The sequence below is a fragment of the Streptomyces sp. P3 genome, assembly GCF_003032475.1.
GTDB lineage: Bacteria > Actinomycetota > Actinomycetes > Streptomycetales > Streptomycetaceae > Streptomyces.
Genome location: NZ_CP028369.1, coordinates 9,369,310 through 9,395,000, shown reverse-complemented (window position 1 = coordinate 9,395,000; position 25,691 = coordinate 9,369,310). Strand labels below are relative to the sequence as shown.

The following is a 25,691-nucleotide window of genomic DNA, read 5'->3' as shown; positions in this document are numbered from 1 at the left end:
CGGCCGCGACGCTCGCGCTCAGGCGGTGTCGTACACCCCGGCCAGCAGCGTCAGGGCCTCGGCCAGCCCGGCCGGCCGGTGCAGGCCCGGCGCGGGGCGTCCGGTCCAGCCGGCGCCGCCGAGCACCACCACGGGGGCGCGCCGGGCGCCGGCGACGCCCCACCGGGTCTGCGCGATGTGCCGGGCGAGCGGAAGACTCGCGGTGGAGCGCGCCTGGGCCCACAGGACGACGGCGACCGGACCCAGCCGCCGGACCGCCGAGTCCAGCGCCTCGGCGGGCACGGCCGCCCCGAACATGCGGGTGGGCACCCCCAGTTGGCCGAGAGCGGCGTCGAGCGCCTCCAGCGGCAGACTGTGCTGTTCGCCGGGCACGCAGGCCAGCAGCACGGGTCCCGGCCGGCCCGCCGCCTCCCGCGGTGCCGCGGCCCGCGTGGCGCGGCGCAGCGCGGTGGAGACGTGCCAGGAGAGCAGGTGCTCCACTTCGACGTATCGGTCGCCGGAGGAGACCCACTTGCGGCCCACGGCGTGCAGCGTCGGGACCATCACCTCCTGCCAGGCGACGATCAGTCCGTGCCGTTCGACGGCCGCGTCCAGGAGCTCCGCCACGCCCGGCGCGTCGAGCCGTACGGCGGCGCGGGCCAGCCCCCGGCACTCCTGGCGTACGTCCACGCCGAGCAGGAGAGCGTCCTGCGGACGCGCCGGCCCCCGGCCCCCGCCCGCGGTGCGGTCCCGGCCCAGGGCGCCCACCGGTCCCGCGTCCGCCGGGTCCGCGTCCGCCGAGCGGGTGTGCGCCGGGCCGCCGCCCGTGTCCGGGCCCGGCGGATCCGGCTCCGCCGCGCTCGCGAGGCTCCCGCGGATCGCCTCCCTCGCCGCCCGCGCCGCGTCCGCCGGGGGCACGCCGGAGGCGGTGAGCCGGCACATCGCCTCCAGTACGGCCACGTCACCGGGCCGCCAGCGCCGGTGCCGCCCGTCGTCGCGGACGACGGGCCCGATGCCGTACCGCCGGTCCCAGGAGCGCAGGGTGGTGGGCGCCACGCCCAGCCGACGGGCCAGCGCCCCGGTCGTCAGTCCGGCTTCGTCCGGGCTCGGGATCTCACTCATGGACCGACGATACGAGACCGCCGCTCCGCCCTCTCCGACCTCTACACATAAGGAGCAAATAAGAGCAGAATGAACATGCGCGGCACTTACCGCACACCGCAGCGAAGCGGTCAGGCCGGAAAGTCGAAGGAGACGAACCATGGCCAACGTCTCGCCCACCAGAGGTGACATGTCGACGCACCCCGACGTTTCCGAGATGCAGGCGCGGTACGCGCGCATGCTCGGTGGTCGTGATGTGGCACTCGTGGACGGACCGGTGTTCCTGCTCGGTCTGTACTGCGCCGTGTCCCCGTGGATCCTCCACTACACCGTCAGCCAGCCCGCGCTCATGACCCACAACCTGATCGTGGGCATCGCCATCGCCCTGCTGGGGCTCGGGTTCACCGCGGCTCCCGCCCGCATGTACGGCCTGAGCTGGGCCATGTGCGCGGCCGGCATCTGGATGATCATCGCGCCATGGGTCGTCGGCGAAAGCCCGGACGCCGGTGTCGCGGTGAACAACATCATCATCGGCGCCCTGGCGCTGGTCCTGGGGCTGCTGTGCACCGCCACGGCGGCGAAGAGCGCACCGAAGCCGTAGGGACGGCTGCCCGCCCGTGAGACGGCCGGTCCGGTCCGCAGGGGGCGGACCGGACCGGCCGTCTCACGGCGCGTACACGTACGGCGTCGTCGTGGTGAGCGCCATGAAGCCGAGGCGTTCGAGGATGGGGCGGCTCTGGTCGGAGGCGTCGACCTGGAGGTAGCGGTAGCCGCGGTCGGCGGCGATACGGGCGCGATGGGCGATCAGCGCGCGGTAGACGCCGCGGCCGCGCCAGCCGTCGACCGTGCCGCCGCCCCACAGCCCGGCGAAGGCGGCCCCCTCGATCAGCTCCATCCGCGCCGAGCTCACCGGTGTCTCCCCGGCCAGCGCGACGACGGCGACGAGGGTGTCCGGGGCGGTGGCGAGGCGGGCCAGCAACAGGTCCCGCAGGCGGGAGCCGTCCCGGCCGAAGGCCTTCTCGTGGGCCTCGACCATGAGCTCGACGCCCGCCCGGTCGGTGACCGGCACGACGCGGACGCCGTCGGGCGGCCGGACGTCGCCGAGCTGCTCGCCCGTCTCGGCGATCAGCAGGGTCTCCTCCGGCTCGGACGTGAACCCGGCCGATCCGAGCCGCTGTGCGAGATCGCCCGGACGGTCGTGCCCGTGCAGCTTCCACTCGAACTCGCGGCCGAGCCCCGTGAAGAAGGCGACCTGTTCCGCGACGGCCGCGTCGACGCCGGCGTCGTCCAGGTCCGACCAGACGACGCCGTTCCAGCCACCGTCCCCGCCGACGTGCCGCACCACGTTCCCGGTCCGTTCGACCCGCGCGTCGGGGCTCTCGGGACGTGCGCCTTCGCGCATGTCCCGGTCGTACAGGGCGAGTACCGCGGCGTGATCCATGCGCCCACCCCAACACCCCGGCTGGCCCCGCACAAGGCGATTACGGCCGCGCGGACGGCCGGTGCGGGAAGCGGCGGGGAAGGCCGGGAGAGCCGGGAGCGGGAGGGCCGGGCCCCGCAACGCCGGGCGCGCGACCGCCGACAGCGCCGGGGCCGGGAACGCCGCCGAGCGGCGGCCACCGGCCCCTGGCCTGCCGGGGCCCGTGGTCCGTGGGTCCGAAGGCGCCGCTCAGCGCTCCGTTCCGGGGCGGAACCTGCGGTACAGCAGCGCTCCGCCGAGCAGCATGACCGTACTGCCCGCCAGCGCGGTCAGCGTGGCGTCGGCGCCCGTGTGGGCCAGCGACGACAGGGCCTCAGGGCCCCTGGTCCCGGGCTCGACGGACGGCGCCGCAGGACCGGCCTTCGGCCCTTGGTGCTCGGGCTGCGCGGGCGGGGTGTGCCGGGACGGCGGCTGGTGCGCGGGCCGCCCGGGCTTCTCGCCGGAGGTGTTCACGGACCGGTTGCCGAACGCCGGGTCGCCGATGCCGACGACGTTGACGCTGTTGCCGCTGACGTTCACCGGGAGCTGCACCGGCAACTGCAGGCCGTTGCCGGAGACGACGCCCGGCGAGCCCTCCATGTCGCCCTGCGCGATGGCCCCGCCGCCGGCGGACGCTCCGTGACCGCCGTGACCGCCATGCTCGCCGTGACCGCCGTGACCGCCGTGCTCGCCGTGCTCGCCGCGCGCACCCTGCCCGCCGTGACCGCCGTGACCGCCGGCGGCGTCGCCTCCGCCCTTGCCGGCCTCGGCACAGGTGTTGCCCGCGGCGGGGTTCAGCACCCCCACCACGTCGACCGTGTTCCCGCACAGGTTCACCGGGAGGTGTACCGGCAGCTGCACCCCGTTGCCGGAGATCAGCCCCGGCGAGCCGGCCGCGGCGCCGTTCGCCGCGGAGTCGGCGTGTGCGGGCAGTGTCACAGCCATCGCGCCGGAGACCACGGCGACGGCCATCACACCGGTTCGGGTAACCCGCTTCATGGGTCCCTGCCTTCCAGACTTGAATCGCGGGCAGTCGCCCGCACCCGATAGAACGCCGGCGAAGCGTCCGAGTTATGCCTTAACACCCTTTCACCCCATTGGGTGTCACCCCCGTCGCGCTCGCGGCGGGCTGCGCCCGGGGCCCCCTTCGCCGCCCGGAGGCGGCGGGTCCACCTGCCGCTTATCGTGAGCGAGGGCGCCGTTCCCGGACCGCTGCGGGCGTCCCTGGAGGCACTGATGCTGGCCAATCTGTCGACGCGGCCCGGGCTGCGCAGCTGTGCGCTCGCCGCGACCGCCGCACTGACCCTGCTCGGCGGCGCGGGCCTGCCGACGGTCGCCGCGAACCGCGCGGACGACGACGGCGACCGTCCCGACCTGTCCCGGTTCACCGGTCAGAAGGTCGCCTGGTCGGCGTGCAAGGGCGAGGGCATGCCCAGGGATCTGCAGTGCGCCAAGCTGACCGTCCCGCTCGACTACTCCCGTCCCGGGGCGGGCACGCTCGACCTCGCGCTGGCCCGCTACCGGGCCACGGGCGAAAGACGCGGTTCGGTGGTGCTCAACTTCGGCGGCCCCGGCGGCGCGGGCGTCCCCGAACTCGCCTACGGCGGCAAGGAGTTCATGGACCTGACGGACGGCTACGACGTGGTCACCCTCGACCCGCGCGGCGTCGGCCGCTCCTCCCCCGTCAGCTGCGGGGAGGGCGAGAAGAGCGGGCTGGCCCCGCTGAACGACGACACGGCCCTCGCCGATCCGCCGGAGCTCCTCAGCCGGCTGAAGCAGGCCGCCGCCGACTGCGCGGAGAACTCCGGACCGGTCCTGCCGCACATCGGCACCGTCCACGCGGCCCAGGACCTCGACGTCATGCGGCAGGCGCTCGGCGACAGGAAGCTCAACTACCTCGGCTTCTCCTACGGCAGCCGGCTCGGCGCGGTGTACGCGGCCCGGTTCCCCGACAAGGTGGGCCGGATGGTCCTCGACGGGGTGGACACCCTCACCGAGCCGCTCACCGAGCAGGGCATAGCGGGCGCCCGGGGCCAGCAGGTGGCCCTGGACGACTTCGTCGGCTGGTGCGTGAAGGACATCGCCTGCCCCTTCGGGCAGGATCCGCGGGTGGCACGCCAGGAGGTCGTGCGGCTGGTCCACTCGCTCGACGAGGATCCGCTGCCGACCGACTTCGGCGACGACTTCACCGGACAGGATCTCGTGGGCGCCCTCGGGCAGGGCTTGTACAGCAGGGAGCTGTGGCCCCTGCTGGAGCGGGCGCTGGCCCAGCTGATCGAGAACGGCGACCCCAGCGGGGTCCTCGGTTTCACGACCGGGGGCTTCTCCCGTCCGCTGCCGTTCCCCGTGCCGGTCCCGGTCCCGGTGCCGCCGCGGGCCGCGGGCCGCGCCGATCCCTCCCCCGGCGCCCTGGTCGACGCGGAGGACGTGCCCCTCGACAACCTGCCCGCCGCTCTCATGGCGATCAACTGCGCGGACGATCCGGACCGGCCCACCGCCGCCCGGATCACCGCGGACCTGGAGCGGCTGCGGACCGCCTACGACAAGGCGTCACCGGTCTTCGGCCGGTACCGGCTCAACGAGGTCCTGCTGTGCTACGGCCGCCCCAAGGGCACCGACTTCATCCGCGACGAGGTGAAGGACCTCCGCACCCCGAAGATCCTCCTGGTCGGCACACGCGGCGACCCGGCCACGCCGTACCGCTGGACCGTGGAGACGGCGAAGCGCCTGGGATCCCCGGCCGTGGTGCTGGACAACAAGGGCGAGGGCCACACCGGGTACGGCTCGTCGAAGTGCGTGCACCGCAAGGTCGACGACTTCCTGCTGTACGGATCGCTCCCGCCCAGCGGCAGTTCGTGCGGGCCGGACGAGGACGCCGGCTGAGTGCGCCGGTTCCTGCCGCTGCTGCTCGTCGCCCTGTGCGCCGCCGTGGCGACGGCCGCCGCGGCCGCCCTGTCCGCCCGGTGGTGGTTCGCCGCCGCACCGCTGTTGGCGACGGCGTGCCTCGGCCTGCGGGATCTGCTGCAGCGCGGCCGCTCCGTGCCGCGCAACCATCCACTGGTCGGACGGCTGCGGTACCCGACGGCGCGGGCGCTGCCCCGGGGCCCCGGCCCGGAGCGGCCCGTCGACGCCTCCGGTGAGCCCGACGGGCACGAGTACCTGGTGCCCTCGCTGCGTCCCGTCGAGGCGGCGCAGGAGCCGCCGTCGGTGCGGGTGGGCGGCCCCGACTGCTCCCAGCCGTACGACATGGCCCTGCTGAACGTGTCCGCGATGAGCTTCGGCGCGCTGTCCTCGCGCGCGGTCCTCGCTCTCAACCGGGGTGCCGCGCTGGGGCGTTTCGCCCAGGACACCGGCGAGGGCGGGCTGTCGGAGCATCATCTGCGCGGCGGGGGCGACCTCGTGTGGGAGATCGGGACCGGGTACTTCGGCTGCCGTACCGCCGACGGCGGGTTCGACGAGCGGGTGTTCGCGGACAAGGCGGCGCTGCCCGAGGTGAGGTGCGTGTCGCTGAAGCTGTCGCAGGGCGCGGCGCCGGGCAGCGGATCGGTCCTGCCGGGCGCGAAGGTGGGCGTCGAGATCGCGCGGGAGCGCGACGTGCCGGTGGGCGAGCCCGTGGTGTCGCCGCCCGTCCACCGGACGTTCGCGACACCGCGCGAACTGGTGCTGTTCGTGGCCCGGTTGCGGGAGCTCGCGGGTGGCAAGCCGACCGGGTTCAAGCTGTGCGTGGGGTCGCGGCGGGAGTTCCTCGCGGTCTGCCGGGCGATGGCGGCGGAGGGCGTGACGCCGGACTTCGTGGTGGTGGACGGGTCGGAGGGCGGTACGGGCGCCGCGCCGGCGGAGTTCGCCGGGCGGCTGGGCATGCCGCTCACCCAGGGGCTGATCACGGTGCACAACGCGCTGGCCGGCGTCGGCCTGCGGGACCGGGTGCGGATCGGGGCGAGCGGGCGGGTGGCGTCGGGCTCGGACATCGTCCGGCGGCTCGTACAGGGCGCCGACTACACCAACGCGGCCCGTGCGATGATGCTCGCCCTCGGCTGTGTGCGGGCCGGGCGCTGCCACACCGGCGCCTGTCCGGCCGGTGTGGCGACGCAGGACCCGTTGCGGACCCGCGCGCTGCAGGTGGCCGACAAGGCCCGCCAGGTCCGGCGCTACCAGCGCGAGACGGTCCGTGACGCGATGCGGATCATGGCCGCGATGGGCGTGCGCGAACCGGGCGGGCTCACCCCCGCCCAGCTGGTCCGGCGTACCGGGCCCGGCACGGAGCGCTCGTACGCGGAGCTGTACGAGTGGCTCGCGCCGGGCGAACTGCTCGCCGGAGCGCCCGAGTCGTGGGCGGCGGACTGGAAGGCGGCGGACCCGGACAGCTTCGGGTGACTCCGCGCGGGGCCTACGCGGGGCTGCCGGTCACGAAGGCGTCGATCGCCGCGGTCAGCTCGGCGGGCTTCTCCACGGGGAGTTCGTGACCGGCGTCGATGATGCGCACGGTGGCGTCCGGGTAGGCCATGGCCAGCCGCAGCATCTGACGCACCGGGAGCTGGATGTCGTGGTAGCCGTGGATCATCAGCGTCGGCGCCTGGATCTCCCCGGCCCGGTCGAGGACGTCGAAGGCCCGCATGGCGCCGTACAGGGTCATGACCACCTCGCGCGGGGTGTCCGCCGAGGACTTGACGTACGCGCGGATCTCGTCGCGCGGGTAACCGGGGGCGAAGGCGCGCTGGATGTTGGCGGCGACGAACAGCTTGAAGGGGACGAGGGTGGAGACGCCCATCAGCAGTCCTCGGCCCCGGCTGTAGGTCATGCGGCCGATGGAGTTCACCAGCACCATGCGCTCCACCCGCTGGGGGTGGGAGAGGGCCACGGTCTGCGAGATCATCCCGCCCATCGAGTGGCCGACCGGCACGAACCTGTCGATGTCCAGGTGGTCGAGGAGGGCGAGGAGGTCCCGTGCCAGCTCCTCGACCGTCTTCACGCCGGCCCCGGTGCTCTCGCCGTGGCCTCTCAGGTCGAACCGGATCACCCGGCGCTTCCCGGCGAAGTGCGCCATCTGGTGGTCCCAGCGGTGCCGGTCGGCCGTCCAGCCGTGCACGAAGACCAGGGGCACGCCGTCGCCGTCGTGCGGGCCCTCGTCGTCGTAGGTCAGTGCTGCGCCGTCGACTTCGAGCTGCGGCATGGGTGCCTCCTGCGGTGCGGTCCCGGTTACTGACGCGTACGGTAACCGGCCGCCGGGGTCGTCGTCACCGACGGCCGCCGGGGAGACCGAAGTGTGACCCCGGCCGCCTCCCCGGCGCCGATCCCGCCCCGTTATTGCCCCGAATGCCTGATACGTGATTCGGACCTATCGTGCTCGTATGGAGCACGCACTCAGCCCCGCCACCCTCTCCGAACTGCGCCGCCCGCGCCCCTATCCGGCGGTGTCCGTGCTGACGCCGACCCACCGGCGCGAACCCGACAACGCCCAGGACCGGGTCCGGCTGCGCAACGTCGTGGCCGAGGCGAAGAGACAGCTGGAGCACGACCCGGCGATCACCCGCGAGCGGCGCGCCGACGTCGCGGGACAGCTCGATCGCGCGCTGGCCGAGGTCGACCTGACGCACAGCGAGGACGGCCTGGTCATCTACGCGGCGCCGGGCGAGCACCAGGTGTGGTCGCTGGCCCGTCCCGTGCCCGAACGCGTCGTGCTCTCCGACACGTTCCTGACGCGCAACCTGGTCTCCGCGCAGGCCGCCGAGCGGCCGTTCTGGGCGCTCTCGGTGTCCGCCGATCGCGTCACGCTGTGGAACGGCGGCGCCGACCGGGTGACCGAGGAGCATTCCGGCGGCTTCCCGCTGGTCAGAAGCCAGCCGAACTTCGACGCCGAGCGCATGCAGCGGACCGGCGACCTGCCCAGCACGTTCCGCGACGAGGGCACCCGCCACTTCCTGCGCGACGCCGACACCGCCGTGGGCAGACTGCTGCGCGCGCACCCGCGGCCGCTGGTCGTCACCGGCGAGCCGGCGGCGCTGTCGCTCCTCGACGAGCTGCGCGGCGTCACCCGCGACGCGCTGCACATCGCGCACGGCGGACTCTCGCACGGCCCGCCGGAGGCCGTGTGGCAGGCGGTGAGACCGCGGCTGGACGCGGAGTCCCGCCGGGACGCGGCGTCGGTCACCCGGGTCCTGGACTCGGCGCGCGGGCACCGCATGTTCGCGGCCGGCGTCGACGAGCTGTGGCAGAACGCGCGAGAGGGCCGGGTCCGGCTGCTGGCGGTCGAGGAGAACTACCGGATCACGGTCCGCGACCACGGCGACCACCTGGTCCCGGCCATGAGCGGCGACCTGGACGCCCGGGAGGACATCGTCGACGAGATCGTCGAGCAGTGCCTGGAGACGGGCGCCGCGGTGCGTTTCGTGCCGGACGGCACCCTGGGCGACGCGGACGGCATCGCGGGCGTGCTGCGCTACTGATCCCGGGCTCGCCCCGGCCCTGTCCAGGCGCCGCCCCCGGCGACGTACGCTACGGCGTGATCGTCGACCGGGAGGGGGCGGGCGCGTGGGCGACCTGCTGGGCGTGGCCGTACTGGGTGCCGGACACATGGGCGCCGACCACGTGCGCCGCCTGGACCGCGTGGTGAGCGGGGCCAGGGTGGCCGCCGTGGCCGACCCCGACACCGCGCGCGCCGAGGAGGCCGTGGCCGGCATCGAGGCGGTGACGGTCCACTCGGAGGCGGAGGCCGCGCTCGACGCGCCCGGCGTCGAGGCGGTGCTGATCGCCTCGCCCGGCCCCGCCCACCAGGAGGCGCTGCTCGCGGCCTTCGCCCGCGGGCTTCCGGTGCTCTGCGAGAAACCCATGGTGCCGGACACGGCGGGGGCGTTGCGCGTGCTGGAGGCGGAGGCCCGGCTCGGACGGCGGCTGGCGCAGATCGGATTCATGCGGCGGTACGACGCCGAGTACCGCAGGCTGAAGACGCTGCTGGACGACGGACGGCTCGGACGGCCGCTGATGCTGCACTGCGTGCACCGCAACGTGTCCTCGCCACCGGGCTTCACCAGCGCGATGCTGGTCGACAGTTCGGTGTCGCACGAGATCGACGCGGCCCGCTGGCTGCTCGGCCAGGAGCTGACCTCGGTCTCGGTGCTGCGGCCGCACGCCTCGTCCGGCGCCCCGCAGGGCCTGCTGGACCCCCAGTTCGTGCTCTTCGAGACCGCCGGCGGCGCCCTGGTCGACGTGGAGGTCTTCGTCAACTGCGGCTTCGGGTACCAGGTGCGCTGCGAGGCCGTGTGCGAGGCGGGCAGCGCGCGTATCGGCGACGATCACGGCATGCTCGTCACCGCACGCGGCGCCGCCTGCGCGGAGGTGCCGCAGGACTACCTCGTGCGGTTCGCGGACGCCTACGACCGGGAGGTGCAGACCTGGGTCGACGCCACGCGGCGCGGTCGGGTCACCGGCCCGTCCGCGTGGGACGGCTACGCGGCCTCGGCCGTCGCCGAGGCCGGGGTCCGGGCCCTCGGGAGCGGGGCGCGCGTCCCCGTCGAACTCGCCCCGCGCCCCGGACTGTACGCCGCCGGCGGCCGTTGAGCCGGAGCGGACCTCAGACGTTGCCGAGCAGGGCCTGCAGACCCCGTTCGACCGCGCCGCCGACGTCCTCCCGGCCACGGGCCACGACCGCGTAGCTGCGCAGCAGGAAGCGGCGCAGAGCCTTGGTGTCGAACTGGAGCAGGGCCATCCCGAGCGGGGAGTGGAACTCCATCACCGTCCGGGCCTGCCCGCAGGGCCAGATGTGCACGTCACCGCTCCCGGCCGGACCGTCCACGCCCTGCTCCAGCAGTCCGCGGCCGAAGGTCCAGGTGACCGGCTCACCGGCGAGGGAGACCTCCGGCGGGAAGTCGACGTGCACGGCGAACGGGTCGGCGGAGTCGTAGCGGAGCGTGGCGGGCACGGGCAGCGCCTGGTCCTCCGCGGTGATCAACCGGGCGCGGACGAGTTGTTCCAGAGTGGTGTCCATGCACATAGGACCTCGCGGAGGCCGATCGCATTACGCCTTCTCCGGGACCAATTAATGTGACCTGCATCACACCGCCGAAGGCGTAGAACATACGCCCGTCGAACACCCGGATGACACTCACCTCAGCCCCCTCACGGGTCCCTCAAGTCACGTACTCTGTCTACGACTTGAAACCCCCCGGAGAGACTCGGGCCGTACTCGTCCACCCCTCCGTGAAGACACTGGCATATGCCGGAAGCACCACCGAATCGTGTGTTGCCAAATCCCTTACACCGCGTCGCGGGCTGTGCCACAGTCGTAACGGCCCTCGCGTCAGCCTTCGTCGAACCGTCCCGCATCGGAGAGCGTCATGCCGCCCCACGTCTTCGCGGATCACCCAGCCGCCCAGCCGCCGGCGCGCGGCTCGGTGGACGCGCTGATCTCGCAGACCCGACGGCTCAAGGGCGACATGGACGCCGTACGACAGGACGCCCAGGGCGACGCGACGGACCCCGAGGGACGCTGGCAGCGCGCCCTCTACGATCTGGCCCGACACCAACTCGAGGACCTCGACGCCCACTTGGCCCAGTTACGGGACGGCCCGCGGCCGGTTCCGTCCGCCGGCCCGCCGCCCGCGGCCGCGGCTCCCCGGCCCGAGTCCCTGCTCAGCCGGGTCGGCAGCGCCGAGTGGAACCTGCTGACGGACGAAGCCGTGTGGTCCGAGGAGCTCTACCGGATCCTCGGCCGCGATCCGGCCACTCCCCCGCTCACCCTCGACGAACTCCCCTGCCTCGTCCTCGAGGAGGACCGGCCCCGACTGACCGCGATGGTCACGGACTGCCTGGTCGACGCCCGGCCCATCGACGGCGAGTTCCGCATCCTGCGCCCGACGGGCACCCATCGCACCGTGCACATGATGGGCGAACCGGTGCTCGACTCCGACGGCGCCACCGCCTCCATGTGGGCCGTACTGCGCGACGTCAGCGAACTGCGGCGCAACGAGCGCGCGGTGCGCGAGAGCCACGACTCGCTGCAGGCCCGGCGGCAGGCACAGACCGAGCACCGGCTGGCGGTCCAACTGCAGGAAGCCGTCCTGCCCCCGCACCGCGTCCCCCTGCGCCTGCCGCACGAGGGCCCGAGCACACTCGACGTCGCCGCCCGTTATCTGCCCGCCGCGACCACCTCCCTGATCGGCGGCGACTGGTACGACGCGCTCGAACTCCCCGACGCCGAGACGCTGCTCAGCGTCGGCGATCTCACCGGACACGGTCCGGCCGTCACCTCGAACACCGCGATGCTGCTGGGCGCCCTGCGCGGCATGGCCATGGCGGGCGCCCGGCCGGCCCGGCTGCTGTCCTGGCTGAACCAGTTACTGGACGCCACCGTCCGACCGGTCCTCGGCAGCGCCGTCTGCTGCCGATACCGGCCGCAGACCCGCACCCTGGTGTGGGCGCAGGCCGGCCACCCCGCCCCGCTGCTGTTCCGCGACGGGACGGGGCGCCGACTGCGGGCACCGGCGGGCTCCCTGCTCGGAACCGCCCCACGCGCCGCCTACGAGCAGGCCGAGGAGACCCTCCGCGAGGGCGACCTGATCCTGCTGCACACCGACGGCCTGGCCCCCGCCGACCGTCTCCTCGCCCTGGCCCCACTCCTGGACGGAGCAGACAGCGCCCTGGAGTGCGTCGAAGCGGCCGTGCAGGAGTGCGGTGCGGCCGCACGCACCGACGACGCCTGCGTGCTCGTCGCCCGGGTGACCCGGTAGCAGGCCGGGCGACCCGGTGACGGGTGGCGACAAGGAAGCCGACTCGCTCACGCCCGGGCGCTGCCGCCCCCTTTCGCGCCCTTCTGCTTGGGCAGCGCCAGCCGGATCTCCTCGCGCAGTTCGCTGATCCTCGGGTAGCGGGCGTACTCCGCGGTGAGCCGGTACATCTGGCTCAGCCGGTCCCAGGTGCGCCGGGAGGAGTTCGACCCCATCGACATCAGGGCCAACCGTGCGAAGCGGTCCGCCTGTTCGGGGTCGTCCGCGATGAAGCAGGCGGACGCCATGGACAGATGGTCGAAGATCTTGGACCGCTCGCGCCCGTCGACACGCAGCGCGAGGGCCTTCTCCGCGTAGTACTGGGCGTGAGCGGCCGCCTGCGGCTCGAACTCGGCCAGCGTGCGGTAGGCGAGAGCCTGCATCCCGTACAGATCCTCGTCCCTGAAGGTCTGCATCCAGGACGGCGGGGCGACGTCGCCCTTGTCGGAGACGAAGAGGTCCTCCGCCCGGCCGAGGGTGCGCCGCATGGCCTGCCCCTTGCCCATCGCCGCCTGCGCCCAGGCCTCGATGGTGTGGAACATCGCCCGGGTGCGCGGCAGCACCTCCTCGCCGGAGCCGGACTGGGCCAGTTTCATCAGGTCGAGGGCGTCGTCGGGCCGTCCGAGGTGCACCATCTGCCGGGCGGCGCGGGACAGCGCCTCGCCGGCCCGCGGGCGGTCGCCGCCCTCCCGTGCGGCATGGGCGGCGATGACGAAGTACTTCTGGGCGGTGGGTTCGAGGCCGACGTCGTGCGACATCCAGCCGGCGAGGACGGCGAGGTTGGCCGCGACGCCCCACAGGCGTCGCTGGAGATGAGCGGGGTGACGGTAGGCGAGGATGCCGCCCACCTCGTTGAGCTGTCCCACGACCGCCTTGCGTTGCAGCCCGCCTCCGCGGGCCGCGTCCCAGGCCCGGAACACCTCGACCGAGCGCTCCAGTTCGTCGACCTCCTCCGCCCCGATGGGAGCGGCCTCGTAGCGGTCGAACCCGGCGGGATCGGCATGGTGCGCGAGCGGATGGCCGACGGCGGGAGCGTCGGCGGAGAGAGTGGGGTCGGTGTGCAGCCAGTCGTACATGGCGCTGCTGAGAGCTGATCCCGCGGTGAGCGCGGCACCCGCGCCCACCAGACCGCGTCGGTTGAGCATGAGGTCCATTCCCGTGAATTCGGTGAGGACCGCAGCAGTCCGTTCGGGCGCCCACGGCACGCCGTCGGGATGTTCAGCACTCCCGCCGCCGGGCCGTCTACCTGTACGCCCGTGCCGGACCAGACCGAGGTCCTCGATGGTCACGACACGGCCGAGACGCTCGGTGAACAGGGCCGCCAGCACCCGCGGCACCGGATCGCGCGGGATCTCTCCCGTGTCGATCCACCGCCGCACCCGGGAGGTGTCGGTCGACAGCTGGGGGTGGCCCATGGCCGCCGCCTGCCGGTTGACCAGCCTCGCGAGTTCGCCCTTGGACCAGCCGGCCAGGCCGAACAGGTCCGAGAGACGGGTGTTGGGTTGTCCGCTCACGTCAAGCCCCCAGGTTCTCGGCTGAGTTGACAGTAGCCCCGTGAAAGTTGCCGGGCGACTATTCGCCAGGGTTCGCCAGGGTTCGCCAGATGGTGTGCCACTGGGCGACGGGTGTCAGGTAGGAAAGCGCCACCCCGACCCGGTCACCGAGGGACATTCCCCAGGGTGCACCCGAAAGGGCCGGTCGGGGCAGCGCTCTGACGTCCGGCACACGAAGGGATCTGTTTCCCCCATGTACGCAGCATCGTCCTCCGTGTCCGCCCCGCCCCGGTCGCTGCACACCCGCCCGGGCGGCGGCGGCCCCTACCTCGCCCCCGCGCGAACGGCGGCCCCCACGCTCGGCGCGGGCGGCGTGCGCCGTCCCGCGGGGCTCGGCACGCAACCGCTCAGCGGGAGGCTCGACCTGTCCGGCCCCCAGGGCGCCCAACTGCGCACGGCGATCGCCTCGGTGCACCGCATCTGTCCGGAGTTCGCGCCGGTCCAGGTCCTGCGCCGCAGCGGACGTTCCGTACTCCTGGTCGGCACGACGGGACGCAGCACTGCCGTCGCCAAGTGCTTACTGGACCACTCCCCCGCGTGGGCCGAGCGGATCCGGCACGAAATAGCGGCATACCGCACGTTCGTCCGGCAGCGCCCCCCGGTGCGGGTGCCGAGACTGATCGCGGCGGACCCGGACAACTGCACTCTGGTGATCGAGCGGATGCCGGGGCGGGCGGCGGCCCTGCAGCGGCACCCCACCGAAACCCCGCCGCGGGCGGACGTCAGGGCCGCGCTCGGCGCGATCTGCCGGCTCAACGCCTGGCGGCCGCCGGCCGGCTCGTTCCACGCGCCGCTGGACTACGCCGCCCGCATCTCCCGCTATCACGAGCTGGGTCTGCTCACCGACCGGGACCTGGGCGACCTGCAGAAGCTGCTGCACGGCATCGCGGCCACCGCGGGCCGGCAGGGCATGGGCCAGTTCTGTCACGGCGACGCCCTCCTGTCGAACATCCTCCTCTCACCGGCCGGTCCGGTGCTGGTGGACTGGGAGCACGCGGGCTGGTACCTGCCGGGCTACGACCTGGCGACGCTGTGGTCGGCGCTGGGCGACGCGCCGGTGGCACGCCGTCAGATCAGCCAGATCGCCCAGTCGGCGGGCCCGGCCTCCCGGGACGCCTTCCTGGTGAACCTGATGCTGGTGCTGACCCGCGAGATCCGCACCTACGAGACGGCCGTGCAGCGCTCGATGCACGACACGGCCGCGGTTCAGGGGGCGGCCCACCCGGGAGCCGCGCCGGCCGGCGAGGAACAGCGTCTGCTGCTGCGGCGACTGCACGACGACTGCCAACTGGCCCGCCGGGCCGTACGCGCGGCGGTCGGCACGCGCTGAGAGAGCGTCCGCCCGCGGAGCGGCTGAACGGCGGCGCACCGCGGACAGACCCATGCGGTGTCTTGACGAGGGAATTCATCCCGCTATGGGCATGATTGACGGGTCGTCGGCCAGGCTGACCACTCGGCCGTGGCCGGCCCGCACGCCCCGCTCTCTCGTCCCTGGAGGCCGCATTGCGCAGACCCGCCGCTCCCCCCGGACCGCACAGACGTACCCGTAGAGCCGCAGGCGCGCTGGCGTCGGCGGCTCTCGTGCTGCCCCTCCTCGGCGCCGCCGACCCGGCCGCCGACGCGGCGCCCCGGCCGGTGAACAGCCTCCAGCAGGCCTTCGCGGCCGCGGCAGCCGAGTACCACGTGCCGCAGAGCGTGCTGCTTGCGGTCTCCTACCTCCAGTCCCGCTGGGACGCGCACGCCGGAGCACCCAGCGTGACCGGCGGCTACGGTCCGATGCATCTCACCGACGTCCGTACGGCCCTCGCCGCAGCCCCGCGCCACGGCGCCGGCACGGCGGACCCGCGCGGCGACCTGGCCCGGGCGGCCCGGCCCTCGGCCCAGGCACCGTCCCCGCACTACCGGGCGCCGTCGAGCGGGCGGCTCCCGGCGCGTCTGAAGACCCTGTCGAGGGCCGCGAAACTCACCGGCATCGCCGCCGAGGACCTGCGCACCGATCCCGCGGCCAACATCGCGGGCGGCGCGGCCCTGCTCGCCGACGCCCAGCGGCGCATGGACGAGCCCCTGAGCACCGACCCGGCCGACTGGTACGGCGCGGTCGCTCAGTTCTCGGGCGCCGACGACACCGCGACCGCCGCCGCGTACGCGAACGACGTGTACGGCGTGCTGCGCGCCGGCGAACGGCGCACCACGGACGCCGGACAGGAGGTCGCCCTCGCGGCGCGGCCGGACCTCGTGCCGCGGACCGCCCAGCTGCGCGGGACCGGTCTGCGTCACGTCTTCGCGGCGGGCGCCGAATGCCCGTCCACGGTGTCCTGCGAGTGGATCCCGGCGCCGTACGAGCAGTTCGGCGACGACGACTACGGCAACCACGACGTCGCCGACCGGCCCGCCTCGCCCGACATCGACTACCTCGTCGTCCACGACACCGAGGGCGGCTGGGAGGGCGTGCTGACCATGGTCCAGGACCCGTCCTATGTGTCGTGGAACTACTCACTACGCGCCACCGACGGGCATGTCGCCCAGCATGTGAAGGCCAAGGACGTGGCGTGGCACTCGGGCAACTGGTACGTCAACTCCAAGTCGATCGGCCTGGAACACGAGGGATTCCTCGCCGCCCCGGACGCCTGGTACACGGAGGCGATGTACCGCTCGTCCGCGCGACTGGTGAAGTACCTGGCCGACAGGTACGACATCCCGCTCGACCGGCAGCACGTCCTCGGCCATGACAACGTGCCCGGCCCGACGGCGGCGAGCGTGTCGGGGATGCACACCGATCCCGGCCCGTTCTGGGACTGGCGGCACTACTTCGAGCTGTTGGAGGCCCCCTTCACGGCGAGCGCCGACGGCGGCGGCCTGGTGACGATCCGGCCGGACTACGCCGCGAACCGCCCGGTGTACACGGACTGCGCCGCCCGGCGTCAGACCTGCGCGGCGCACGGCTCCAGCGCGGTACGGCTGTACGCCGACCATGACGAGAAGTCCGCGCTGATCAACGACGTCGGCCAGGGCTCGGGCCCGACCAAGGGGCTCAACGACACCTCGTCACGGGTGTCCACCGGGCAGCAGTACGCGGTCGCCGACCGGTGGGGCGACTGGACGGCGATCTGGTACCTCGGCCAGAAGGCGTGGTTCGAGAACCCGGCCGCGCGGCCGACGGCCGTTCCCGCGGCGGGCCAGGTGGTCACGCCCCGGGACGGCCTCGCGAGCGTTGCGCTCTACGGCCGCGCCTACCCCGAGGCGTCGGCCTATCCGGCGGGCGTCCCCGTCCAGCCGATCTCCGCGCTGCCGTACAGGCTGCCCGAGGGGCAGCGGTACGTGGTCGGGGACAAGGTGCCGGGCGAGTACTACTACGCGACCACGTTCTCCACCGGTTCGCACCGGCTCGTCGTCGGCCACGAGCAGTACTACGAGATCCAGTACGGCCACCGGGTGGCGTTCGTGCGGGCCTCGGACGTGCGGGTGATGCCGTCGGACTCCTAGGGTTCCCGGGGACCGTAGGGAAGCCGGGCCTCAGCCCTGCTGGAACAGCTCCGCCGGGAGCGGCTTCAGCAGGGCGTACAGGTCGTCGGTGATGGGGCGGTCCCAGGCGGCGATGGTCACCAGGACGTTGTCGCTGCGGTCGAACTGCACGCAGGCGACGCGCCCCTCGGACAGCTTCAGCCGGCGCACGATCAGCAGGTTGTCGCCCTGCATCACCGGCATGTCCTCGACGCCGACGACGGTCACCTCCTCGTCGTTCTCCAGCGCGAGCAGCAGTTGGGCCACCTCGAAGGGGATCTCCCCCTCCTCCACCTCACGGGCCGGAGAGCCCTCGGGCAGATTGCCGATGATCATGGCGGGACCGCGGCCGCCGAAGAGGTCGTAGCGCAGGAAGACGCCCTGGCAACTGCCGTCGGGGGCGGGCAGCAGCCCGGCGCCGAGATTGCCGGGCCAGTCGCCCGGGTCCATGGCCAGAACGTCGAATTCGGGCCCGGCGGGAGTGGCGCTGCGGCGGCGGAGGAACGACATGCGGCCATGGTACGTGGCCGCGGCCGTTCGGCGGCGGTCGGGAGCGTCCCGGTCCGTCGTTCGGACGCGGGCCGGGGAACGGCCGCCCGCACCGGTTGCGAAGGCGCCTTCGGCCGTGCCCGCTCGCCGCGCGCGGCAGCGGGGCCCGCCCGCAGGCCCGGAACCCGTCGAACCCGCCGTCGCCGACGGGATCACGGCGGCCGGGCACACCCACGGTCCGGTCCGTCCGGGAAGGCCCGGGGGCCCGGGAAGCGGTCGTCGGACCGGACGGCCCGTGGTGGACCGGTCTCAGGTCAGGTCGAACTCCCCTTCCCGCGCTCCCGACACGAACGCGCCCCACTCCGCGGGGGTGAAGATCAGCGAGGGGCTCTGGGGGCTGCCGCTGTTGCGCATCGCGATGAACCCCTCGACGAAGGCGATCTGGACATCCCCCCGCCCCCGGCTGCTGGACTGCCACTCGGCGTTGCTGAGGTCCAGCTCCGGCTTGTCCCAGCCCGTGAGCGGCTGCTGCTGGATGGTGCTCTCGGCCACGTCCGTGCTCCTCCCGGTTCGTCGTCCGCGGGCCAGCCTAGCGACCGGTCCCGGACGCCGACAGAGCACGTGGAAAGGACCTTTCAGGACTCCGGCGGCCGATCACCCACGAGCCACATGGAGAAGAACTGCGAGCCGCCCCCGTAGGCGTGCCCGAGGACCCTGTGGGCCCGTTCCACCTGGTGTTCGCCGGCCTGTCCGCGCACCTGGAGCGCCGCCTCCGCGAAGCGGATCATGCCGGAGGCGCCGATCGGATTGGTGGACAGGACACCGCCCGACATGTTGACGGGCAGTTCGCCGTCGAGTTCGGTGACGCCCGCCTCGGTGAGCTTCCAGCCCTCGCCCTCGTCGGCGAAGCCGAGGTTCTCCAGCCACATGGGCTCGTACCAGGAGAACGGCACGTACATCTCGACGGCGTCGATGTCCCGGCGCGGGTCGCCGATCCCGGCCTGGCGGTAGACGTCCGCGGCGCAGTCCTTGCCGGCCTGCGGCGAGACGGCGTCCTTCCCGGCGAAGAGGGTCGGTTCGCTGCGCATCGCCCCGCCGAGCATCCAGGCGGGCGGGCGCGGCGCGCGGGCGGCTCCGGCCCGGTCGGTGAGGACCATCGCGCAGGCGCCGTCGGAGGAGGGGCAGGTCTCCGAGTACCGGATCGGGTCCCACAGCATCGGCGAGGCCTGGACCTTCTCCAGCGTGATGTCGTGCTCGTGGAGGTGCGCGTAGGGGTTCTTCAGCGCGTTGCGGCGGTCCTTGTACGCCACCAGCGAGCCGACGGTGTCGGGCGCCCCGCTGCGGCGCATGTAGGCGCGCACGTGCGGGGCGAAGAACCCGCCCGCCCCGGCGAGCAGGGGCTGCTGGAAGGGGACGGGCAGGGACAGCCCCCACATGGCGTTGGACTCGGACTGTTTCTCGAAGGCGAGGGTGAGGACGGTGCCGTGGACGCGGGCGGCGACGAGTCCGGCGGCGACCAGCGCCGTCGATCCGCCGACGGAGCCGGCCGTGTGCACGCGCAGCATGGGCTTGCCGACCGCGCCGAGCGCGTCGGCGAGGTACAGCTCGGGCATCATGACGCCCTCGAAGAAATCGGGGGCCTTGCCGATGACGACGGCGTCGACGTCGGCCCAGGTCAGCTCGGCGTCGTCGAGAGCGCGCCGGGCCGCCTCCCGGACCAGCCCGGCGATCGAGACGTCCCGCCGGGCGGCGACGTGCTTGGTCTGGCCGATCCCGACGACGGCCACGGGCTCCTTGCTCATCGCGCATCCCCTTCGAGTACGGCGACCAGGTTCTGCTGCAGGCACGGGCCGGACGTGGCGTGGGCGAGGGCCCGGTCGGACTCGCCCCGGTGGATGCGGGCGGCGGCCTCGCCGATGCGGATGAGGCCGGCGGCCATCATCGGGTTGGCGGCGAGGGCGCCGCCGGACAGGTTCACCCGCACGCTGTCGTCCAGCCGCAGCGCCTTGCGCAGAACGATCTCCTGCGCGCTGAACGGGGCGTGCAGTTCGGCGGTGTCGACGGGCCGTTCGAAGGCGCCGGCCCTCTCGGCGGCGAGGCGGGTGGACGGCGAGTCCGTGAGGTCGCGCACGCCGAGCGAGTGGGCTTCGACGCGGTGGTCGATGCCCCGGATCCACGCGGGCCGGGAGCACAGCTCGCGGGCCCGTTCCCCCGCCGCGAGGATCACGGCGGCGGCTCCGTCGCCGACTGGCGGGCAGTCGCCGGTGCGCAGCGGCCGTACCGCGTAGTCGCCCTGGGCGACCGTGCCGCGCAGCTGGGCGTGGGAGTTGAGGGTCGCGACCCGTCGGCTGCGGGTGCCGATCGAGGCGAGGGCGCTCTCGTCCGCCTCGCCCGCGTCGATCAGGGCCTGTGCCTGGAGCGCGGCGAGCGCGACGGAGTCGGGCCACAGGGGGGCGACGTAGTACGGGTCGAGCTGGCGGGTGAGGACGTCGCGCAGGGAGCCGGGTGAGGACTTGCCGTAGGAGTAGACGAGCGCGGTGTCGGCGTCGCCGGTGAGGAGCTTGGTCCAGGCCTCGTACAGCGCCCAGGCGCCGTCCGTCTCGACGTGCGACTCGGAGATGGGCGGCCAGGCGCCGACGCCGTCGAGGGCGAGGGTGAAGGAGAAGGCGCGGCCGGCGAGGTAGTCGCAGGAGCCGGAGCAGGTGAAGCCGATGTCCGCGGTCTTCAGACCGGTCCGGTCGAGGACGCTGTGCAGGACCGGCATGAGCATCTCGACCTCGGAGAGCTCGTCGGTGGTGCGCAGCACGTCGGTCTGCGCGAAGGCCACGACCGCGATGTCGCGGACGCCCGGGGTTTCCTCGCGGGTCACAGCAGCTCCTTGTAGGCGTCGTAGTCCGCGTCGGGTTCGCCGGTCGGCCGGTAGTGGTCGGGGTAGCGGGCGTCGTCCGTCCACACGGGTTCGACGCGCAGGCCCATGCGTACCTGGTCGTAAGGGATGCCGGAGATGCGGCCGTGCAGGGCGAGGCCGGCGCCGTCGAGGGCGATGTGGGCGTAGACGTAGGGGACTTCGATGTCGAGGTTCTTCGCCTTGATGTTCACGATGCAGAAGGTGGTGACGGTCCCGCGAGGTCCGACCTCGACCTGCTCGGCGGTCGGGACGCCGCAGGTGGGGCAGGCGCCGCGCGGCGGGACGTACACCTTGCGGCAGGACGGGCAGCGTTCGCCGACCGTGCGCCGGGTGGCGAGCGCCTCGATGTAGGCGGACTGGGCGCGGCCGGGCGAGTAGGTGTAGTCGAGGCGGGCGGGGGCGACGATGCCGGTGACCGGGTCCGTGAACTCGCCCGTGGTGCCCGTGAGTTCGGCCGGTCCGCCGTCGTGCGGCTCGAAGCAGGCGATGTCGGTGATGGCGCCGGTGCGCTCTTCGGCCCAGCGGATGCGGACCCGCATTCCGGTGTGGACCGCGCCTGGGCCGGGGGCGTCGAGGGCGTGCAGGAGGGCGGTGTCGGCGCCGTCGAGCCGGACCAGGACCCAGGCGAAGGGCGTGGCGAGGGGCTGGCCGCGGCGGGGGGCGTGGTTCCAGGCCCAGGTGGTGACCGTGCCGGTGGCGGCGACCTCGACGAGGTCGTGGAGCTCCTCGGCGGTGACGGGGTCGTACTCGACGGGCGGGACGAGGGTGCGGTCGTCGGTGGTCTTCACACCGAGGACGACGCGCTCGCGCAGACCCGTGAGGAAGGCGCTCTGGACGGGGCCGAGGGAACGGGTGAAGGGGAACTCGATGACGAGGGGGGCCTTGAGGACTTCGGGCATGGCCGGTCTCCTTTCGGGGCCTCGTGAGGGTCAGGCCCGCCGGTAGCGGGGCGGCCGCTTCTCCGCGAAGGCGCGGGCGCCTTCCTTGGCGTCGTCGGTGTCGAACACCGGCCAGCCACGCACGAGTTCGGCGGCCAGCCCCTCGGTCTCGGTCAGCTCGGCCGTCTCGTACACCGACGCCTTGACGGCCTCGACGGCGAGCGGGGCGCAGGCGTTGACGCGTTCGGCGATCTCCAGGGCCCGGTCCAGCGCGGCACCGGCGGGGACGACGTGCCCGATCAGTCCGACGGCCGCGGCCTCCTGTGCGCTGTAGGGCCGTCCGGTGAGCAGCATCTCCAGGGCGTGGGTGCGCGGGATCTGCCGTGGCAGGCGGACCGTGGAACCGCCGATCGGGAACAGACCGCGCCTGACCTCGAAGAGGCCGAAGGTCGCGCACTCCCCCGCGACGCGGATGTCGGTGCCCTGGAGCATCTCGGTGCCGCCCGCCACGCAGTGGCCCTCGACGGCGGCGATCACCGGTTTGCGGGGGCGGTGGTGGCGCAGCATCGCCTTCCAGTGCAGGTCCGGGTCGGCCTTGAGCCGGTCGCGGTGCTGCTCGCCCTGCATGCCCTGGCCGGCGAGCGCCTTGAGGTCCATGCCGGCGCAGAAGGAGCCGCCGGCGCCGGTGAGGACGACCGAACGGACGGAGTCGTCCGCGTCGGCCTCGAGCCAGCCGTCGTACAGGCCGACGAGCATGGCGATCGAGAGCGCGTTCCTGGCCTCCGGCCTGTTGAGCGTGAGCACCAGTGTGGCGCCCTCGCGCCGCACGGTGAGGTGTTCGGTACCGCCCATCGCAGATCTCCCCTCGGAAAGAACGAGAACAGGTTGCAGGAGGCGTGATGGCAGTTCAAGGGTTTTCTGACAGACAGTCAGATTTCTTGGCCGGGGCCCTTCCCACTTGCCGTGCCCTTTGCTCTGATGACCGGCGAACCGTCTGGGAGCCGCGCCGTCGTGAGGTCAGGAGGAACGGTGGAGTACAACCTTGCCGACCTGTTCGAGTCGGTCGTCGACGTGGCGGCCGACCGCGAGGCGCTCGTCCACGTGGACCACCCGGGCTCGGGCGCGGAACGCCGTCTGACGTACGCGGAGCTGGACGCCGCGGCCAACCGCATCGGCCACCACCTCCTCGACAGCGGGATCCGCCCCGGCGAACATCTCGGCCTGCACCTGTACAACGGCGTCGAGTACCTGCAGACAGTGCTCGGCTGCCTCAAGGCCCGGATCGTGCCGGTCAACGTCAACTACCGGTACGTCGAGGAGGAGCTGGTCTACCTCTACCGGGACGCCGACCTGGTCGCCCTCGTCTTCGAGGCGGAGTTCACCGACCGGGTGGCCGCCGCGCTGCCGCAGACGCCGGCGCTGCGCCACCTGATACGGGTCGGGCCGTCGGGCGAGGGCATCGTCTCCTTCGCGGACGCCGAGGCGGGCGGCTCCCCGGAGCGCGGCTTCCCGGCACGCTCGGGGGACGACCAGTTCATCATCTACACGGGCGGCACGACCGGCATGCCCAAGGGTGTGATGTGGCGTCAGGAGGACCTGTTCTTCGCGGGACTGGGCGGCGGGGCACCGACCGGGGAGCCGGTGAAGAAGCCCGAAGAGCTCGCCGAGCGGGTCGCCGCGGGCGGCTCCGGGATCACCTTCTTCCCCACTCCCCCGCTGATGCACGGCACATCGACCCTCACCGCGTTCATCGGCTTCAACTTCGGCCAACGGGTCGTGCTGCACCGCAAGTTCGTGCCCGAGGAGGTGTTGCGGACCATCGCCAAGGAGAGGGTCAACGCCATCTCCCTGGTCGGTGACGCGATGCTGCGGCCGCTGATCGACGCGCTCGAGGGCCCGATGCGGGGAACGGACTGCTCGTCCGTGTTCAGCGTCTCCTCGTCCGGGGCCGTCATGTCGGACACGGTGCGCCGGCAGTTCCGGGCGCTGATGCCCAACGCGATGCTGCTGAACAACTTCGGCTCCTCGGAGTCCGGCTTCAACGGCACCGCCACGGAGGACTCCGGCCCCGAGCGCGGCTTCCGCGTCCGGGTCAACTCGCGTACCCGGGTGGTCGATCCCGCCACGAAGGAGGCGACCGCTCCGGGTGAGGTCGGCCGGGTCGCCCAGTGCGGCCATGTCCCCCTCGGCTACTACAACGACCCGGCGAAGACCGCCGAGAACTTCTTCGAGAAGGACGGGGAGCGCTGGGTCCTGCTCGGCGACATGGCCACCGTCGACGAGGAGGGCGTGGTCGTCGTCCTCGGGCGCGGCTCGCAGTGCATCAACACCGGCGGCGAGAAGGTGTACCCCGAGGAGGTCGAGCAGGCGCTGAAGGCGCATCCGGACGTGTACGACGCCCTGGTGGCCGGGGTGCCGGACGCGCGGTGGGGCGCCCATGTGGCGGCGGTGGTCCAGGTGCGCCGGGGCGCCGCGCCGCTCTCCCTGGAGGAGATCCAGAGTCACTGCCGCACCCGGCTGGCCGGCTACAAGATCCCGCGCCAGCTGGTGCTCACCGAGTCCATCCGCCGCTCCCCGAGCGGGAAGGCGGACTACCGGTGGGCGCGGGAGGCGGCGCTGGCGGAGAACTCCTGATCGCGGCCCTCGGGCAAAACCCGTAGCCGAACTCTTGCCTGACGGCCTCGGGCCTGGATTACTGATCCCGAGGAAGATCGACCGAATGATCGGTCGCCCGTATTGGTGCGATTCAGGTGAGGGAGAGTCTCCATGGCGGACGCGGGGAACGCGCTGGACGAGGGCGAGCGCCTCACCGAGGACGCCCTGCGCGCACGGCAGCTGGAACGCCTGCGCGCCTCGCTGCGTCACGCGTACGCCCGTGTGCCCTTCTACCGTGAGGCCTTCGACAAGGCCGGCGTCCATCCCGACGACTGCCGCGACCTCGGGGATCTGGCCCGGTTCCCCTTCACCGCCAAGGCCGACCTGCGCGCGCACTACCCGTACGGCATGTTCGCCGTCCCCAGGGAGCGCATCCGCCGCATCCACGCCTCAAGCGGCACCACGGGCCGGCCGACGGTCGTCGGCTACACGGACGCCGACCTGTCCCTCTGGGCGGACCTGGTGGCCCGTTCGATCCGCGCCGCGGGCGGCCGGCCGGGCGACACGGTCCATGTGGCGTACGGCTACGGCCTGTTCACCGGCGGCCTCGGCGCGCACTACGGCGCCGAACGCCTCGGCTGCACGGTGATCCCGGCTTCGGGCGGAATGACGTCCCGTCAGGTGCGGTTGATCCAGGACCTCGAGCCCCGGGTCGTCATGGTGACGCCGTCCTACATGCTGACCCTGCTGGACGAGTTCGAGCGGCAGGGCGTCGATCCGCGCTCCACCTCGCTGCGGGTGGGGATCTTCGGTGCCGAGCCCTGGACCGAGCGGATGCGGCAGGAGATCGAGGAGCGGTTCGCGATCGACGCGGTCGACATCTACGGGCTGTCGGAGGTGATCGGACCGGGAGTGGCCCAGGAGTGCGTGGAGACCAAGGACGGGCTGCACATCTGGGAGGACCACTTCTACCCCGAGGTGGTCGACCCGCTCACGGGCGAGGTCCTGCCGGACGGCGAGGAGGGCGAGCTGGTGTTCACCTCGCTCACCAAGGAGGCCATGCCGATCGTCCGCTACCGCACCCGGGACCTGACCCGCCTGCTGCCGGGGACGGCCCGGGTCTTCCGCCGCATGGCGAAGGTGACCGGCCGCAGCGACGACATGGTCATCCTGCGGGGCGTGAACCTCTTCCCCACCCAGATCGAGGAGATCGTGCTGCGGACTCCGGCCGTGGCGCCCCACTTCCAGCTCCGGCTGACCCGCGAGGGCCGCCTCGACGCCCTCACGATCCGCGCGGAGGCCCGCCGCGACGCCACGCCCGCCGACCGCGACACGGCCGCCCGGGCCATCGCGGCGGCGGTGAAGGACGGCATCGGCGTGTCCGCCGCCGTGGAGATCGTCGACCCCGAGTCGCTGGAGCGGTCGGTGGGCAAGATCAGGCGGATCGTGGACCTGCGGCCCCGGGAGTGA

22 protein-coding genes are annotated in these 25,691 nt (G+C 73.1%); 10 read left to right on the top strand and 12 right to left on the bottom strand.

Annotated elements, in window-relative coordinates:
• Positions 1 to 18: 18 nt before the first annotated feature.
• Complete coding sequence (locus tag C6376_RS41635) at positions 19 to 1,101, bottom strand: MerR family transcriptional regulator (RefSeq protein ID WP_107448367.1); 1,083 nt, start codon at positions 1,099 to 1,101, stop codon at positions 19 to 21.
• A 139-nt stretch (positions 1,102 to 1,240) separates the two neighbouring features.
• Here C6376_RS41635 and C6376_RS41630 point away from each other — a divergent pair, with 139 nt between their 5' ends.
• Positions 1,241 to 1,681, top strand: coding sequence for an SPW repeat protein (locus C6376_RS41630; RefSeq protein ID WP_107448366.1), 441 nt, complete (start codon positions 1,241 to 1,243; stop codon positions 1,679 to 1,681).
• Positions 1,682 to 1,744: 63 nt separating this feature from the next.
• Here C6376_RS41630 and C6376_RS41625 read toward each other — a convergent pair whose 3' ends face one another.
• Both C6376_RS41625 and C6376_RS41620 read right to left on the bottom strand, forming a co-directional pair.
• Positions 1,745 to 2,521: a GNAT family N-acetyltransferase gene (locus C6376_RS41625; protein ID WP_107448365.1), complete on the bottom strand. Its 777-nt coding sequence runs from the start codon at positions 2,519 to 2,521 to the stop codon at positions 1,745 to 1,747.
• A gap of 228 nt (positions 2,522 to 2,749) precedes the next feature.
• Complete coding sequence (locus C6376_RS41620) at positions 2,750 to 3,538, bottom strand: chaplin (protein WP_107448364.1); 789 nt, start codon at positions 3,536 to 3,538, stop codon at positions 2,750 to 2,752.
• Between the two features lie 237 nt (positions 3,539 to 3,775).
• Between C6376_RS41620 and C6376_RS41615 the strand changes: the two genes are divergently transcribed.
• Entirely contained in the window at positions 3,776 to 5,422 is a 1,647-nt protein-coding gene (locus C6376_RS41615) for an alpha/beta hydrolase (protein ID WP_107449480.1), read from the top strand.
• Positions 5,423 to 6,913 carry an FMN-binding glutamate synthase family protein gene (locus C6376_RS41610; protein WP_107448363.1) on the top strand — a complete coding sequence of 497 codons (1,491 nt, stop codon included), beginning with the start codon at positions 5,423 to 5,425 and terminating at the stop codon, positions 6,911 to 6,913.
• Between the two features lie 13 nt (positions 6,914 to 6,926).
• Here the strand turns inward: C6376_RS41610 and C6376_RS41605 are convergent, their stop codons facing one another.
• Positions 6,927 to 7,709, bottom strand: a complete 783-nt coding sequence (locus C6376_RS41605) for an alpha/beta fold hydrolase (protein ID WP_107448362.1) — start codon at positions 7,707 to 7,709, stop codon at positions 6,927 to 6,929.
• 178 nt (positions 7,710 to 7,887) lie between these two features.
• Between C6376_RS41605 and C6376_RS41600 the strand changes: the two genes are divergently transcribed.
• Positions 7,888 to 8,982: a chemotaxis protein gene (locus C6376_RS41600; protein WP_107448361.1), complete on the top strand. Its 1,095-nt coding sequence runs from the start codon at positions 7,888 to 7,890 to the stop codon at positions 8,980 to 8,982.
• A gap of 85 nt (positions 8,983 to 9,067) precedes the next feature.
• The gene (locus C6376_RS41595) at positions 9,068 to 10,093 is read left to right on the top strand and encodes a Gfo/Idh/MocA family protein (protein WP_107448360.1); all 1,026 of its coding nucleotides are present in this window, start codon (positions 9,068 to 9,070) and stop codon (positions 10,091 to 10,093) included.
• Between the two features lie 13 nt (positions 10,094 to 10,106).
• Here C6376_RS41595 and C6376_RS41590 read toward each other — a convergent pair whose 3' ends face one another.
• Positions 10,107 to 10,520, bottom strand: coding sequence for an SsgA family sporulation/cell division regulator (locus C6376_RS41590; protein ID WP_107449479.1), 414 nt, complete (start codon positions 10,518 to 10,520; stop codon positions 10,107 to 10,109).
• Positions 10,521 to 10,869: 349 nt separating this feature from the next.
• Here C6376_RS41590 and C6376_RS41585 point away from each other — a divergent pair, with 349 nt between their 5' ends.
• Positions 10,870 to 12,261, top strand: coding sequence for a PP2C family protein-serine/threonine phosphatase (locus C6376_RS41585; protein ID WP_107448359.1), 1,392 nt, complete (start codon positions 10,870 to 10,872; stop codon positions 12,259 to 12,261).
• A 47-nt stretch (positions 12,262 to 12,308) separates the two neighbouring features.
• On the opposite strand, the gene C6376_RS41580 is transcribed toward C6376_RS41585, so the two are convergent.
• Positions 12,309 to 13,811, bottom strand: coding sequence for a hypothetical protein (locus C6376_RS41580; RefSeq protein ID WP_107448358.1), 1,503 nt, complete (start codon positions 13,809 to 13,811; stop codon positions 12,309 to 12,311).
• 232 nt (positions 13,812 to 14,043) lie between these two features.
• Between C6376_RS41580 and C6376_RS41575 the strand changes: the two genes are divergently transcribed.
• The gene (locus C6376_RS41575; RefSeq protein WP_107448357.1) at positions 14,044 to 15,180 is read left to right on the top strand and encodes an aminoglycoside phosphotransferase family protein; all 1,137 of its coding nucleotides are present in this window, start codon (positions 14,044 to 14,046) and stop codon (positions 15,178 to 15,180) included.
• A 173-nt stretch (positions 15,181 to 15,353) separates the two neighbouring features.
• Entirely contained in the window at positions 15,354 to 17,333 is a 1,980-nt protein-coding gene (locus C6376_RS41570) for an N-acetylmuramoyl-L-alanine amidase (protein ID WP_254076290.1), read from the top strand.
• Positions 17,334 to 17,363: 30 nt separating this feature from the next.
• Here C6376_RS41570 and C6376_RS41565 read toward each other — a convergent pair whose 3' ends face one another.
• From C6376_RS41565 to C6376_RS41540, 6 genes are all read right to left on the bottom strand, one after another.
• Entirely contained in the window at positions 17,364 to 17,861 is a 498-nt protein-coding gene (locus tag C6376_RS41565) for a hypothetical protein (RefSeq protein ID WP_107448356.1), read from the bottom strand.
• A 288-nt stretch (positions 17,862 to 18,149) separates the two neighbouring features.
• Entirely contained in the window at positions 18,150 to 18,392 is a 243-nt protein-coding gene (locus C6376_RS41560) for a DUF397 domain-containing protein (protein WP_020126126.1), read from the bottom strand.
• Positions 18,393 to 18,475: 83 nt separating this feature from the next.
• Positions 18,476 to 19,642 (bottom strand): thiolase domain-containing protein, encoded by a 1,167-nt coding sequence (locus tag C6376_RS41555; protein WP_107448355.1) that lies wholly within the window; start codon positions 19,640 to 19,642, stop codon positions 18,476 to 18,478.
• The gene (locus tag C6376_RS41550; protein ID WP_107448354.1) at positions 19,639 to 20,709 is read right to left on the bottom strand and encodes a thiolase domain-containing protein; all 1,071 of its coding nucleotides are present in this window, start codon (positions 20,707 to 20,709) and stop codon (positions 19,639 to 19,641) included. The genes C6376_RS41555 and C6376_RS41550 overlap by 4 nt, the downstream gene beginning before the upstream one ends.
• On the bottom strand, positions 20,706 to 21,647 hold the full coding sequence (locus C6376_RS41545; RefSeq protein WP_107448353.1) for a Zn-ribbon domain-containing OB-fold protein: 942 nt from the start codon (positions 21,645 to 21,647) through the stop codon (positions 20,706 to 20,708). Before C6376_RS41545 ends, C6376_RS41550 begins: the two co-directional genes overlap by 4 nt.
• A 30-nt stretch (positions 21,648 to 21,677) precedes the next feature.
• Positions 21,678 to 22,478: a crotonase/enoyl-CoA hydratase family protein gene (locus C6376_RS41540; RefSeq protein WP_107448352.1), complete on the bottom strand. Its 801-nt coding sequence runs from the start codon at positions 22,476 to 22,478 to the stop codon at positions 21,678 to 21,680.
• Positions 22,479 to 22,655: 177 nt separating this feature from the next.
• Between C6376_RS41540 and C6376_RS41535 the strand changes: the two genes are divergently transcribed.
• Both C6376_RS41535 and paaK read left to right on the top strand, forming a co-directional pair.
• Complete coding sequence (locus tag C6376_RS41535) at positions 22,656 to 24,260, top strand: acyl-CoA synthetase (protein WP_107448351.1); 1,605 nt, start codon at positions 22,656 to 22,658, stop codon at positions 24,258 to 24,260.
• 132 nt (positions 24,261 to 24,392) lie between these two features.
• The gene (gene paaK, locus C6376_RS41530; RefSeq protein ID WP_107448350.1) at positions 24,393 to 25,691 is read left to right on the top strand and encodes a phenylacetate--CoA ligase PaaK; all 1,299 of its coding nucleotides are present in this window, start codon (positions 24,393 to 24,395) and stop codon (positions 25,689 to 25,691) included.